Below are 14,409 nucleotides of genomic sequence, written 5' to 3' on the forward strand. Positions count from 1 at the left end.
CCTGGAGATCTTTGGGGATACGGGATCTGGCAAGTCAAAGTTCGCCATGGCCGTTGCCAGAGAAGCGATCGCGTCAAAAAGAAGAGTATTCTATCTTGATACAGAGAGGAATCTTACAGAAGCTGATGTCAGGGACCTGAAAGGGTGCGAGTACAGGTACACACCTGTCATCGAGGAAATAGACAGGATAGTGCAGAACCTTCCAGTGGTTGATCTCATAATCATTGATTCGATAGGTTATCCCATTCTGACATCATACGCCCGGCTCAGTGTCAAGCAGAAAGGCGATGCTCTGCTAAAGCTTATCGCTATTTTCGGAGATCTCAAGACCTGGGCTTACAGGAACAAAGGTACTGTGATCGTCACAAACCAGCCAGAGTCAGAGTTCAACAAGGAACCTGGCCATGTTTTTAGACCATTCGGTGACAAGAGCCAGTTTTGCGCAAAAGAGATCTGGAAGACCGAGATCGTGGACCGCAAGCCTGCATACACCAATATCCGCATCAGTGCGTTTCGCAGCAGGTCCGTTGGTCATCGGACAAAGATAGCGGATATGAGTATCAGCAGCAGTGGTGTGGAGGTGCGGGCATGATAGTCGATGTTATCATAGACATTGGTGATGGGGACAGACACGTTGGTACGCTCTTTGTAGCATGTGACCACTGCCCCCAAACACATGATATGTGGCCCATGGGCCAATTTGCTTCGGGTGTTCAAATAGGATACGATGCTGTGAACTCTTTCAAACAGATGAGAAGAGAGAACTGCGGAGGGGTTTGATGGAAGAGATCATAGATGCTGCCAAGAGATACAGGGCAGCAGGTATAATAGTTCACCCACTTTCCTCACCAAAGGACCACAAGCCATCTCCGGGAAAGCGTCCCTTGCTTTCCAGGTGGCAGAAGCTGGCCACAAACCCCACTGATGAGGAGCTTGACAACTATTTTGTCAAGAAGGACTATAATCTCGGTGCAGTGTGTGGAAAAGCATCTGATCTTATGGTGATAGATGTTGATTGGTATATCAAAGGCATGTGGGACGACATTTTAAAAGGCGTTGATACATCTGACTGGGTGAAACAGCACCGGACATCTGGCAGATGGCACTGGCTGTTCAGGTTCAACCCGGCGTTTGAGCTAAAGCACGCCAAACCACTGGGCATAGATCTGCTTGGCGAGGCTGGCAACGTCGTCATGAGCCCGTCGATACATGAGGCTGGCAATGTTTACAAGATGGACGGCGATATCACAAAAAGGCCGCAGATCCCCAACAAGGTGATATCCAGCTTGATGAAATGGCTGAACACCTACCAGGAGCTCCGGATGACACTGAACAGGAGCAGACCGGCCTTTAAAGATTTCTTTGAGTCCGTTTTTGTAAAAGATGACCTCGGTAAGGATGTGGATGGTAACAAGATACCCAATCCGATGTATCATGACCTGAGCGTGTTCAGGGACATGGAAGGAAGGCAGAGGATGTTGCACATCTGCGCAGAGCTTATGGCAAACGGCGCTGACCAGAAGCAGATGATGCTGTTCTGCATGATGGCGTTTGGTAACGAGTTCGATAGAGAGAACAGTGCATATCAACTTAAAAAGATCGATCCTGGCGCAACTGCAAAGACAGCCTCGATAAAAGCCGACCCCGTGCTTTCCCAGTTCCATAGTCCCGGCAGATCGGATCCCATAGAGGACGAGTACAGGAACTACTATTCGGTCGATATAGGAGCAAATGGCAAGGCCACTATAAAACTGAACCTGGCAGCTATTGCAGCAGGTGTCACAAAGAAATTGATTGTGATAAGCTATGCAGAGCAGCTTTACATCTACCAGGAAGGATGCTATGTTGAAGGGCTTGTTGCCATCAAGTCTGAGATACAGAACATAGCAAAGACCGTGGGATACACCGGGCCCCTGTCAAGGATCACCAGTGAGATCATTCATTATCTGACGTATGAGACACCCCACAATGAGTATCCTTTCAACCAGATAGACAATATGATCCCTGTCAACAACGGTGTGGTCAAGTTCAACTTTGATACAGGCGATGTGGAGCTGGTGCCACATGACCCCAAATACATGTTCAACTATAAGCTCCATGCCGACTTTGACCAGAGCACCATGTCTGATGAGATCCACGAAAAGATGATAACAAAGTACGTGGCACCCGAACATATTGACATATTGTATCAGATCCCGGCACAGGCACTCCTGCAGATGGCAAGTGAACCGTACAAGAAAGCGTATCTTATCCAGGGCGACCCCAACGCCGGCAAATCCACTTATCTTCAGTTACTTGAACGGGTCTTCGGGATGGAGAACATAAGCGCAGAGTCGCTGCAGTCACTCAGCGAGAACCGGTTCGCCAAGGCAAACCTGGAAGCTAAGACATTCAATATCTTTGATGATATGAGTGACATCCCCATGTCGGAGACCGGGACGTTCAAAACACTTACTGGCAAGCGGTGGCACTCTATCGAGAAGAAGGGAAAACAGGCATACATGGCCCCTCTTGGAGCACTGCATGTTTTCACATGTAATGCACCGCCTTCTTTTGATAAGAAGGTCAAGAACGACACTGCTTTCTGGGACAGGTGGGAATACGCGTTCTTTCCTTACTGGTTTGAGAAGGATCCCGATTTCACCGTGAAGATGTTCGCTCCCGAAAACCTATCTGGCTTTTTATACAGGGTGATAAAGAAAATGATAGAGATCAAACGCAGCGGCCTGGTGGTCAGAAGTTCTGCAGGCGAGGTTCGTGAGATGTGGAGCTACAATTCTGACCCGATATACCAGTTCCTTCAGGAAGGTCTCGATCATGAGAGAAAGGGTGTGAACGTCGCAAAGGAAGACCTGCTTGATTCGATCTTCCGCTGGGCCCTGGCCAATGATGTGGACACCGGAAAGATACCCTCGACAACGACCGGGTTGACACAATCGGTGGACAAGTACGAAGTGTATGCAAGAAGGCCGGTCGATGAGAATGGCGTAAGGATACATACATACGAGCTGCCAGGTGCATGGAAACACGGTTTTGCTTTTGCAGCACCCGTGATAAGGCTCAAGACCGAGCAGGTGAAACTATGACCGTCTTGCACTGTGCCCGGCTTGTCCGGGTTATTTTGAGAATTGTTTTCTTGCGGGTATTTCCTATAATACCATACATATCTTATTTTTCCATATATAAGGAGTTAGAGAAAAGTAGGACATGTCGGGCAGGGTACAAAGTTTCCAGCTATTCAAAGGGTGGTAGCATGAACTTTGCTCCAGCATCCTGCATGTGCCTGTATTGCAAGGAGAGGACCTTCATCACAGAGCCTGCTGGTAGGACCACCCGCCCCAGATGCGCAGAGGTGGTGGAACTGGTCACGGGAAAGAAGCTCAGGCTATCCAGAACACCGGTCAGTCCAGGCGGGAAGGCCTCAAGTTTGCCTGTGGTGGAAAGAAAAGAGGGTGATCTAGGGTTGTGACACTGGGATGACCACAAAAACAACAATTCTACGAACGATCAGAAAACACTGCCTTGAGTGTGTGTGCGGTTCGCCGATGGAAGTTGAGCAGTGTACATCTGAGAATTGTGAACTATATCCCTACAGGTTCGGGAAGGACCCAACACCCAATCTTAGCAGATCAAAGATAATGACTGGTAATAACCCCAGTCAGTTTTGTAATAACTCAGCGCCTGGGCGTGAGAAGTTCTCTCTAGGATCAACGAACGCGGCAAGGGTGGTACCTGAGTATTAATAAGCATTTTTTGAGGCGTTCTTGGCTCGAATTTGGCAGTTTTAAACAAGAGGATATTATGGAAATACAACAGATCAACATTAACGAACTGAAACCTTTCGTGAACAAAATGAAAAAACATCCTGAACAGCAACTTAAGATGCTGAAGAGATCAATACAGGAGTTCGGATGGACAAACCCTATCCTCATCACATCCGATAAGATGGTAGTAGCAGGTCCTGCAAGGCTTCAGGCTGTCCTTGAGCTGGGTCTTGCCGAGGTTCCTGTAATGATCCTTGACCTGCCTTATGAGAAGGCCGTTGCCTACGTTATCGCCGATAACAGGCTGGCTGAGCTGGCAGAAACGGACACTGAGATGCTGGCAAAGCTGCTTCAGGAAATAGCAGAGATCCCGGACTTCGACCTTGAGGCCACCGGTTACACGCTGGACGATGTGGACAGCCTGCTCGGATCGATAACACCGGTCGAGGTCGTAGAGGATGAAACGCCTGCACCACCAGAAGAGCCGGTGACAGTTCTCGGAGATATATGGGAGCTGGGAGATCACAAATTACTCTGCGGGGACAGCACCGACCTGGGCCAGGTGGCCAGGCTTATGGGCAGGCAAAGGGCTGATCTGGTGTTCACTGACCCTCCCTGGAACGTGAACTATGGAGTAGCGAAGAGTCCGCGCTGGAGGCAGCGAAGCATAATGAACGATGCCATGGGAACAGAGGACTTCAAAGAGTTCATGATGGCAAGCTTTGCGTGCATGAACCAGTACTCAAAGGATGGTTGTCCTACCTACGTTGTAATGTTGGCCCAGGAATGGGGGAATTTCATGCTGGCCCTAAAGGAGAACAACTACCACTGGAGCAGCACGATAATCTGGGCAAAAGACAGGCCTGTGTTGTCGAGAAAGGACTGCCACACCCAGTACGAGCCGATCAGGTACGGCTGGAAAGATGGTGCTCCAAGGCTGTTCCAGGTGGAGGACAGGAAACAGTCAGATGTCTGGAACTTTGACCGGCCTTCACCCTCCGAGCTTCACCCGACCACAAAGCCGGTGGCCCTGGTTGCAAATGCCATCATTAACTCGTCCAGGCAGAAGGCTCTTGTGCTGGACCTGTTCGGTGGTTCTGCCACGACTCTAATTGCATCACATCAGCTCAACCGTATATGTTATTCAAGCGAGCTGGACCCACGCTACTGCGATGTCATAGTTCAAAGATATGTCAATCTGACCAGCAACCGCGAACTGAAACGAAATGGAGGGATATTCACATGGGAAGAAAGAAAGGCAGCACAATAATGGCCGAAGTATCCGAGCCGCTCATCAAGCTCCTCAAGTCCGGTGTCCCTGTTATCCATGCATGTGATGCTGTAGGGATAACTTCTGTCACCTACTACGACTGGATGAAACGTGGCGAGCTGGAAACGACGGGCCAGTATCACGATTTCTACCTCCTGGTAAAACAGGCCAGGGCAGAGGCCATTGCCAGGAACGTTGCCATCATACAGAAAGCAGCAACTCATACCTGGCAGGCTGCAGCGTGGTGGCTTGAGCGCACATGTCCTGCTGAGTTTGGAAGGCGGGAAGTTGAGATCAATATGACCCAGAACAATGTCGAGGTCAATACAGATGAAACAAGAGAGAGGATCACTAGCAGAATCAATAGCATCGCTGCCAAGATCAGAGCGCCAGAAGATCTTGAGTGATATCGGCGATGAAGTGCTCCAAAAGTTGGAATACGACTGGAAGTTCTGGGCTAGGCCCAACCAACTACCACCTGAAGGAGACTGGCAGTACTGGCTGGTACTCTCAGGGCGCGGCTGGGGGAAATCGAGGGTTGGAGCCGAATGGGTCCGGGAAAGAGTAGAGTCTGGCAAATCCCGCAGGATAGCCCTGGTGGCTCCAACAGCAGCTGATGCCAGGGACACGATGGTAGAAGGCGAATCCGGTATACTGTCGGTCTGTCCGCCGTGGAACCGGCCAGTCTACGAGCCATCCAAACGCAGGCTCACCTGGCCCAACGGTGCTATTGCTTTACTTTTCAGCGCAGAGGAGCCGGACAGGTTGAGAGGACCACAGCATGATACTGCATGGTGTGATGAGATAGCGGCCTGGAAGTATCCTGATAGGACCTGGGATATGCTGCAGTTTGGTCTTAGGTTGGGTGATGACCCCAGGGCGGCAATCACAACAACTCCCCGGCCCATCCCGCTGGTCAAGGCCCTATTGAAAGACCAGAATACCCACGTGACAAGAGGGTCCACCTATGAGAATCTGTCAAACCTGGCGCCGGCCTTCATCGACGTGATCATCAGCAGATACGAAGGGACCCGGTTGGGAAGGCAGGAGCTCAACGCAGAGATACTGGACGATAATCCGGATGCACTATGGACAAGGGATATTATCGAGAATAACAGGGTCACAAGAACGCCGGAGCTGGTCAGGGTCGTTGTGGGCGTGGACCCGGCGGTCACATCCACCTCATCCGCAGACGATACAGGCATTGTTGTTGCTGCTGTGGATGAGAGGCAGCACTACTATGTCCATGGGGACTATACCATCCACTCAACACCGAGGAAGTGGGCCCAGGAGATCATTGCAGCCTACTACAAGCATTCTGCCGACAGGGTGATCGGGGAGGTCAACAACGGCGGTGAGCTCGTGGAATATACGCTCCGGACGATCGACCCGAACGTTTCTTATAAATCAGTTAGAGCCAGCCGTGGGAAGCACACTAGGGCCGAGCCTATCAGTGCCCTGTACGAGCAGGGCAAGGTCCATCATGTTGGTTCCTTCCCGGCTCTTGAGGACCAGATGTGTGATTGGGTCCCGGGAGAGGGAAGTAGCCCGGACCGCGTGGATGCGCTTGTCTGGGCTCTCTCAGAGCTTAGCAGATCGAGGTTTGGAGCACAGGAGCTGGACCTGTCAGCATTGATAAAAACAAGATCGAGGTATACATGAGACCAAAACTCTATGCGACCGTGAGCAAGAACACGACCGCAGTGCTCCACCGGGTGATGAAGGAGCAGGATTGCAACAAGAGCCGGGCGGTGGACTTTATTGCAGAGCATTATTCGAAGATGCAGAACATTTTAAGAGAAAAGCAGATGGAAGAGACGGCAGAGCTGGTGATCAGGAAATTGAAGCTGAAAAAGTTGGTGTAGAGGAGCAGAATCCTCTACAGTTGTTTCCATTGGTCATCGGTTAAGGAGAGTTTTTTTGACTGATAGTATCGATTCTATGCTAAATGTCCACCGTGATCTATGCTCAGTTTTCATGAAACCAATATCATGTTCCGGTATGTGGCATGCTCGAACTTTGGTCAACTCTTTGATAAATTACTACCATTGATGAAATTCTCTTCCTAACCAATGACACATAACAAATTATCTTATGAACTTGCGTATTAATAAATATTCATGTCGGCACATATAAAAAAGATATAAACTCACCCACTCAATATTGTGGAAATCCTATTAATGTTTACAGCACTGTTCCCATTAAACAGATCACATGGTGAAAAGAGCCAGGACCGGCTATGTTTTAAACTCTTTTTTTAGTGTTAGAAAAATACGATATTTCAGAGACTTTTTATTATTTTCGGTTTGTCTCGTAACCGTTATTCTTTATTTGTATTGACCAATCGACAACACAGATAAATTTGAATATATAGTAATTGTTTGCATTATATTCTAACTTATCTGTACTGTAGAGTTGTCAATACAAATAAAGAAGAAATGTTAAGGGGGTAAAACAGAAAATAATAAAAAGTCTCACGGTGGTTCTATGAGCAGAACAGGGATTCTCTGAAGCTCATCGCAATAGACTATCCTTCAGGCCAGGCTCTTAGTACTATAAAGAATGACATTATTAAGGCTGCCAGTACTCCTACATACCTTGAAGATACCTGCAGATGGCCCAGGGGACTGACCGAGGAGCTCATCTATGTTACTAATGGGGAACCCTCCCAGATGGCGAAGGAATTCATCGGGCTTGCAAGTTCTCCTGCATATACTCAGGATTTCCACAGATATGGTTTCTTTTCTTTAACTGAGACTTGAGATGCTATTGTTCTCAATTTCAGTTGAAGGAACTAAGTGTCCCCATTTAGTTCCTTTCTTTTCCAAAAGCCACTTTTGAGACTTTTTCCTTGTCCAGTAACCACATTCGTACAGTGCTGAATACCTTCCTTGAATAGCGACAGCTTCACGCAGCACATGGGACAGTTAATTAGAACTATCGGTCACAACTCCGCTCTTTTTGGGCTGAGCCGGTCAGCATGTACTTGCACCGCCCACTCCCGCCGGTGCAAGATTGCATTAGCATTTGAACATGCTAAGGTCACTCCTTGTTCCCAACCAATGGGTACAGGGCGTTTCTCGATTTAAAAATGAGCTATATGATTCCGGTAGAGGCATGGAATCTCTATAGTTCAGATAGCTCTGTAAATATGTATTACTGCTCTAGAATTCAGGTTTGTTGGTCGCTGACATGGTCTTCATGAGCGCTATTCTTGCAGGAAGCAGTGACAGTAGTAAAAGGTAGAAAAAGGTGGAAAAAATGACCACCATAAGAAGCATCGTTATTCCCCGCCGTCTGAAACCCCTGTGGTCTCCTCGACGAACTGCTCGATCCTCTTTTTGATTGTGTCCCTCAGATCCCGTATCTGCTGCATCTTCTCTTCATCTGTGCCGGTAAAGGTTTCAGGGTCCTGGAAGGGCCAGTTCATCTGCACAAACGGCCTGGGGAATATGGGGCATTCTTCTTCATTTTTCCTGTCACAGACCGTGATGACGAAACTGTAGAGTCTCCCCTGCCTGAACAGGTCCCATGCTGCCTGGGTCTTCTTTCTCCTGAGGTCGAAACCATCCTCTTTCATGACATCGATCACAATGGGATTGATGCTGGAAGGCTTGAGTCCCGCACTCTCCACCTCGAACCTGTTCCCTCCGATCCTCCGGAGGTATTCTTCGGCCATCTGGCTTCTTGCGCTGTTGTGCACGCATATGAAAAGCACCTTGATCTTTCTGTTATTGTAAGCCATACTCCTTCTTAAGTGATACAAGCGGATAAACCTGACCTGTATAAACACTATATCCCAGATAGATTTTGTATAACTCCGATTTAAACTATGATTTATAGATTAATATATAGACATACGGCATTTCTATATTGCAGAACGTTCTATATACATTATTTGTACAAGTATTATATATCCTAAACACAGTTTAGCACTCAGAGCGATTAAACCCCGCTCGGAAATGACAAAACAAGTAGCATAAAAGGTGTAAAGATATGAATCTGAAGAAACTCTTTAACAACGAAGCTGGTGTTTCACCCATCGTTGCAACCCTCGTTCTCGTGGTAGTTGCAATCGCCGGTGCAGCAGCAGTCGGTACAATATTAGGATCATTCTCAAGCGACGTTTCCAGTGAAGCAAGCGCAGGCGATGCCAAGATGGCCGCTTCAACCGAACTCCTCATTGCAGGAAGCTCAACCGTTCAGCCCGTTTCTGAGCTCATTGCAAAAGAATTCATGAAACAGAACGCCGGTATCAAGGTCACTGTACAGGGTGGCGGCTCTGGTGCAGGTATGACCTCAGCAGGTCTTGGAATTGTTGACATAGGTGCAGCATCCGAGGAAGTTCCAGTATCTGTAACAACCAAGTATCCTGACCTCCAGGTTCACACGATTGGTGGAAGCGCAATCGCTGTTATAATGAACAAGAACCAGCCTGATACCCACTTGAACATCTCAAAGACAGAGTTACAGTATATCTTCAACGGAACCACCACCGGCCCTAATTTTATGATTAACAACACCCCCGCCCCAGCAGGCCTTAAGGTATTCCAGAGAGCAGACAAGTCCGGAACTGAGGACACATTCGCTGGCTACCTCTTTGGCAGCAGTACCGCAATTGATGGTATCGCCACAATCGAGGGTGCAAACGGTAACGCTGGTGTACTGGCAAAGGTCGCTGCTACACCCACCTCAATCGGTTTTGTAGACTACGGATTTGCAACAACAACTAAAGATGTCAAGATTCTGAACGTCGAGGACAAGAACAACAAGGGCGTTGACACAGTATTCACAGCTTCCAGCGACAACATCAAGAAAGAGCTTGCTCTTGACAAGGCAACTGGCAGCGTGTACTACCCACACGGTCTCACCCGCCCACTGAACTACCTGACAAATGGAAACCCGAACACCATACAGAGCGCATTCATTGACTTCGCAATGTCTCCGGGATCCATCCCAGCCTTCAAGGCAACCGGGTACTTCTCAATATCTGAGATCTAAACATAGTCAAAAGCAGTTTGAATTACCTGTGCCCGCTGGCACAGGTCCTTTTTTTAATAACAAGAGATTTCGCAACATGAAGGAAAACGATATATTTTTACGCATACCTCATGCCGTCTTTCTTTTCTGCAGTATTACAACAGCCTTAACCACTGTATTCGTTATAGGCTTTATATTCTATACTGCCTATCCCGTCTTTGCAAAAGAGGGACTGGGTTTCATAACAGGTTCAGTATGGGACTATGGCAATAATGTATACGGGATACGCATATTCATTGCAGGTACCCTCATCCTGACTGTCGTGACGCTCATACTTGCCATTCCTCTGAGCATTTTCACGGCCATATTCCTTGCAGAGTTCGCACATCCGCGTGTTGCCGCCATAGTGCGCCCTCTTGTGGAGCTGCTGGTGGGCATTCCCTCCGTGGTCTACGGCATATTCGGACTTTTCGTACTGCATAGTATATTCAGGGATCACGTCAATCCCTTAATTGACAGTATACTCGGGTTCATACCCATTTTCGCCAATACGAGTCCGACAAGCGCAACAGGTGTGCTTCTTGCTTCCGTTGTGCTTGCAATCATGATACTTCCGACCATTGTGGCGCTTTCAGAGGATGCTATAAGATCGGTACCCCAGGAATACAGGGAAGCCTCATTTTCAGTGGGAGCCACACACTGGGAGACCATCCGGAAGGTGGTGATACCTGCAGCCTCCGGAGGCATAATGGGTTCCGTGATCCTTGGCACCATGCGTGCCATGGGAGAGACCATGGCAATCGTGATGCTGCTGGGCAATAGCCAGAAGATACCTGCGTCAATATTCGACACGGGATATGCAATGACATCAAAGATCCTTAATGAGATCGGCTATTATGTCGCTGTCGACGAAGCCAGAAGCGCTCTTTTCGGTATCGCAGCTGTTCTGTTTGCTATGGAAATAGTGTTTGTTGCCCTGGCAAGGAAGATTGGAGGTAGGGCATGAAGAAAAGAAGGATTACTGAACTTCTGTTCAAAACGATAGCATATGCCGCAGGAGCAACAACTGTGCTGGTTCTGATAGGGATACTTGGAAAGATTACCATTGAAGCTATTCCAAGCCTGAGCTGGTACTTCCTGCTGACGCCTGAATCAGAAACCAAGGGTTTTGGAGGAGGAATAGCCAATGCAATAGCCGGGACTGTCTTACTCTCGGTATTCTCGACTCTTCTTGCAGCACCCATTGCTGTGGGAACTGCCATCTACCTTAAAAAGTACGCAAAGGACGGGTATTTTGTCCGGGGTTTTGGTTTCATCATAGACGTGCTGTCAGGCACCCCCTCGATAGTCCTCGGGATATTCGGGCTCTTGATACTGGTATATCACATGCGTTTCATCAGTGGAGGTTTTTCCCTTATATCCGGCACCATTGCTCTGGCAATCCTTATCCTCCCTGTTATAGAAAGAGCGGCGGAAAAGGCCATAGAGAGCGTCCCTCGTGAACTGGAAGAAGCAAGCTATGCTCTTGGGGCAAATAAATGGGAAACTTTGAAGTTAATCACTCTGCCATATGCACTAACCGGGATTGTAACAGGCATTGTACTGAGCATAGGGAGGGCTGCAGAGGAGTCTGCAGTGGTGATACTGACAGCTGGATACACTCAGTTCTTACCCGAACTGAAGGTGTTGCCTAATGAAAAATTTCTGTTCGGAGTGAAGATCTATCCGTTCCAGGATCTTGTTGCCGCACTTCCAATAACGGTGTATCATTCATTTGAATTTCCAAATATGGTATCGCCTTCAGAAGGTTTTGCAGCAGCTTTTGTGCTTATCGTCATAGTAATGTTGATAAACGCAACCACAAGACTGATCCTCTGGAAGCGCAAGATAGGCTAACCCGCCTGTCCTTCTTTTCTTTTTACTCCCACATAGCTTATTCAAAGCTGCTGCTCCCTTTCCTTTCTCTATACTTTACATTCATCTATATACTTCACTTAGATTAAGTATATATCAGCACATTCTTTTACTAGCATTAGATGGCTGGTACAAACACGGAAACCTATTCTGATAATGAGATCGTGTCTGAGGAGGCGGAGCTCTCTTTCCGGGAACCTGAAGTGTCTTATTCTGAGAGTGTCGCCGGGGAGGATGTGCATGTTCAGGAAGTTTCCGGTTACAATGGTAAGGACAAAAAAGGGAAAAAGGGTATTTTCAGGCTTTGGGGTAAGCAAAAGAAGAGTGAGGTCCACGAGCCTTCGGTCAGGTCAGGCAAGCCTGCCGGGAAAAAGCGCTTTGGATTGAGCTTCAGGAAGAAGAGGGATGTTCCCGGCAGCAGGGCGGGCTCTCCGGAGGATGTGGAGGAGGCAGCAGGCAGGCAGGAATGCGGTGAATATGGGGAATATGAGGAGGGCTCTGTTGCTGTATCGATGCTTGACGGAGCAGATGCTTTGGACTCAATAAGTGATGTGCCGGAGGAAGGTTCAGGTAAAAGGCGCTTGTTTGGTAGGGGGGGCTCCCGGAAGAAAGTGAAAATGGCAAAAAAGCCTGCCGGGAAGAAAAAATCGGGCTTTGGTCTCAGGAGAAAGAAAAGCCAGCCTGATGATCCTTTGTGCCTGCCTGAGGACAAGGAGGGACTTTCTGAAAGCGAGGATGACTTTATCCAGGTTCTGCTGCAGAAGATCGAGAAACTCATCAATCCCAAGCCCGAGGTCATCGACGAGCTGGTCTTTGAGCCGGGAGTGGTCAGCAAACCGGTCCATGGCGTGCCTCACAGGGAGCTGGATCTCATATACGAAGTAACTCCCAGGTTCCAGTATGTGCATGTCTGGTTTGACGGGGAGGAGCTTTCCTACGAATGCATGGAGCCTCCTCTCAGTGAGACCGAGGAGCAGACCATGGCGATCGTCCAGAACGCCTTTGACAAGATGGCTCACTCCGAGATACTGCTGGTCGAGGAGGAGAACCGCAAGGATGCTCTTAAGGACCGTTTCTACTTCATCACGGAGATCTATCGCTTTAAACTGACAGAAGCACAGAAAGAGAAGTTCTTCTATTATCTTCACAAAAAATACATGGGATTTGACAGGATCGACCTGCTCATGAACGACCCCTATATCGAGGATGTCACCTGCAACGGTCCTTATTCCAATCTGTATGTCAATCACCGCATGTATGGCTCCCTTAAGACCAACGTCTCCTTCGAGGAGCTTGAGCTCAACAACTTCGTCATGCGGATGGCCCAGGCTGCAGGCAGGCACATCTCAGTGCTCCAGCCCATCAGGGACGCCACCCTGGTAGATGGCAGCCGTGCCAACCTCACCCTCGGCAAGGAGGTCACCAAGAGAGGCTCCACCTTCACCATCAGGCGCTTCAAGTCCAATCCTGTATCCTGCATCGACCTCATGAACTACGGCACCTATGATGCACAGGTGCTGGCTTACTTCTGGCTCATGATCGAATACAAGCGCTCCGTACTTGCAGCAGGCGGCACAGCCTCAGGTAAGACCACCACCCTCAACGCCCTGGGCTCTTTCATACCTCCCGAATACAAGATAGTGTCCATTGAGGACACCGCCGAGATGAACCTCATGCATCCCAACTGGACCCAGTCCATCACAAGGGCGGGTTTTGGAGGGGACAGCGGCGGCAAGTCTGCAGGTGACATCGAGCTCTACGACCTGCTCAAGGCCGCACTGAGGCAGAGGCCCGAGTACATCGTGGTAGGTGAGGTCCGTGGCTCCGAGGCAGGCACTCTCTTCCAGGCCATCTCCGTAGGCCATCCCTGCATGGGCACCATCCACGCCGGCTCCATCCAGGAACTGCTCTCCAGGGTTGAATCCGAGCCCATGAACGTGCCCAGGAACCTCTTTGCCAGTGTGGACATGGTCATATTCAACGCCATGGTCAAGGTCGGTGAGCACTTCATCAGGCGCGCCCTGAGAATAGTGGAAATAGTGGAACTGGACCCTGAACGCAAGGACCTGATCACCAATCCTGTCTTCAAATGGGACCCGGTCGAGGACCGCTATGAGTTCAGCGGCAGCAGCTCTCTTTTTGAGGATATCGAAGAGGAATTCGGCATAAAGGTAGAGGAACTTGTCCGGGAGATGGACGAGCGGGCAAAGTATATTGAAAGCCTTTCCCAGCAGGGAATATGCGATTATAAGGATGTTGCCCGGGCTATCAGGAAATATGCGCGCCACAAGGATGAGCTCATGGAGACGATGCAGTAAATGGCAAAGGGCAGCACTGATGGTATCCGTCGGGCATTCAACGACGGTGAGACCAACGAATACCTCGAGAAGTACAAGATGTTCTGCTACTTCCTGGGTAAATACTTTGACAAAAAGCCACGGGAGGATATTTCCAGATCCCTCTACCAGGCCGACCTGGTGA

13 protein-coding genes are annotated in these 14,409 nt (G+C 49.0%); 12 read left to right on the forward strand and 1 reads right to left on the reverse strand.

Going from position 1 to position 14,409, the window contains the following annotated elements; genetic code table 11:
* The 8 genes from Q8J68_RS11020 to Q8J68_RS11055 all read left to right on the forward strand — a co-directional run.
* Positions 1-592, forward strand: a 592-nt coding sequence (locus tag Q8J68_RS11020) for a hypothetical protein (RefSeq protein ID WP_305311566.1), incomplete at its 5' end; no start/stop codon positions are given.
* Positions 589-780, forward strand: a complete 192-nt coding sequence (locus Q8J68_RS11025; RefSeq protein ID WP_305311567.1) for a hypothetical protein — start codon at positions 589-591, stop codon at positions 778-780. The genes Q8J68_RS11020 and Q8J68_RS11025, both read left to right, overlap by 4 nt.
* Entirely contained in the window at positions 780-3,086 is a 2,307-nt protein-coding gene (locus Q8J68_RS11030) for a DUF5906 domain-containing protein (RefSeq protein WP_305311568.1), read from the forward strand. Before Q8J68_RS11025 ends, Q8J68_RS11030 begins: the two co-directional genes overlap by 1 nt.
* 167 nt (positions 3,087-3,253) lie before the next feature.
* Positions 3,254-3,469, forward strand: coding sequence for a hypothetical protein (locus Q8J68_RS11035; RefSeq protein ID WP_305311569.1), 216 nt, complete (start codon positions 3,254-3,256; stop codon positions 3,467-3,469).
* 332 nt (positions 3,470-3,801) lie between these two features.
* Entirely contained in the window at positions 3,802-5,034 is a 1,233-nt protein-coding gene (locus tag Q8J68_RS11040) for a site-specific DNA-methyltransferase (RefSeq protein ID WP_305311570.1), read from the forward strand.
* Positions 5,007-5,441: a hypothetical protein gene (locus tag Q8J68_RS11045; protein ID WP_305311571.1), complete on the forward strand. Its 435-nt coding sequence runs from the start codon at positions 5,007-5,009 to the stop codon at positions 5,439-5,441. Before Q8J68_RS11040 ends, Q8J68_RS11045 begins: the two co-directional genes overlap by 28 nt.
* Positions 5,365-6,696 (forward strand): DNA-packaging protein, encoded by a 1,332-nt coding sequence (locus Q8J68_RS11050; protein WP_305311572.1) that lies wholly within the window; start codon positions 5,365-5,367, stop codon positions 6,694-6,696. Before Q8J68_RS11045 ends, Q8J68_RS11050 begins: the two co-directional genes overlap by 77 nt.
* Positions 6,693-6,899, forward strand: a complete 207-nt coding sequence (locus Q8J68_RS11055; protein WP_305311573.1) for a hypothetical protein — start codon at positions 6,693-6,695, stop codon at positions 6,897-6,899. The genes Q8J68_RS11050 and Q8J68_RS11055 overlap by 4 nt, the downstream gene beginning before the upstream one ends.
* A 1,418-nt stretch (positions 6,900-8,317) precedes the next feature.
* Here the strand turns inward: Q8J68_RS11055 and Q8J68_RS11060 are convergent.
* A complete protein-coding gene (locus Q8J68_RS11060; RefSeq protein WP_305311574.1) occupies positions 8,318-8,779 on the reverse strand; it encodes an arsenate reductase ArsC in 462 nt (153 codons plus the stop codon).
* 251 nt (positions 8,780-9,030) lie between these two features.
* On the opposite strand from Q8J68_RS11060, the gene Q8J68_RS11065 reads away from it, so the two are divergent.
* The 4 genes from Q8J68_RS11065 (at position 9,031) to Q8J68_RS11080 (ending at position 14,246) form a co-directional block, all read left to right on the forward strand.
* Positions 9,031-10,035 (forward strand): PstS family phosphate ABC transporter substrate-binding protein, encoded by a 1,005-nt coding sequence (locus Q8J68_RS11065; RefSeq protein ID WP_305311575.1) that lies wholly within the window; start codon positions 9,031-9,033, stop codon positions 10,033-10,035.
* Between the two features lie 76 nt (positions 10,036-10,111).
* Complete coding sequence (gene pstC / locus Q8J68_RS11070; protein ID WP_305311576.1) at positions 10,112-11,020, forward strand: phosphate ABC transporter permease subunit PstC; 909 nt, start codon at positions 10,112-10,114, stop codon at positions 11,018-11,020.
* Complete coding sequence (gene pstA / locus Q8J68_RS11075; RefSeq protein ID WP_305311577.1) at positions 11,017-11,910, forward strand: phosphate ABC transporter permease PstA; 894 nt, start codon at positions 11,017-11,019, stop codon at positions 11,908-11,910. The genes pstC and pstA overlap by 4 nt, the downstream gene beginning before the upstream one ends.
* 140 nt (positions 11,911-12,050) lie before the next feature.
* Entirely contained in the window at positions 12,051-14,246 is a 2,196-nt protein-coding gene (locus tag Q8J68_RS11080) for a type II/IV secretion system ATPase subunit (protein WP_305311578.1), read from the forward strand.
* Positions 14,247-14,409 lie beyond the last annotated feature (163 nt).

Origin of the sequence: Methanolobus sp. (assembly GCF_030682845.1) — an archaeon.
Classification (GTDB): domain Archaea; phylum Halobacteriota; class Methanosarcinia; order Methanosarcinales; family Methanosarcinaceae; genus Methanolobus.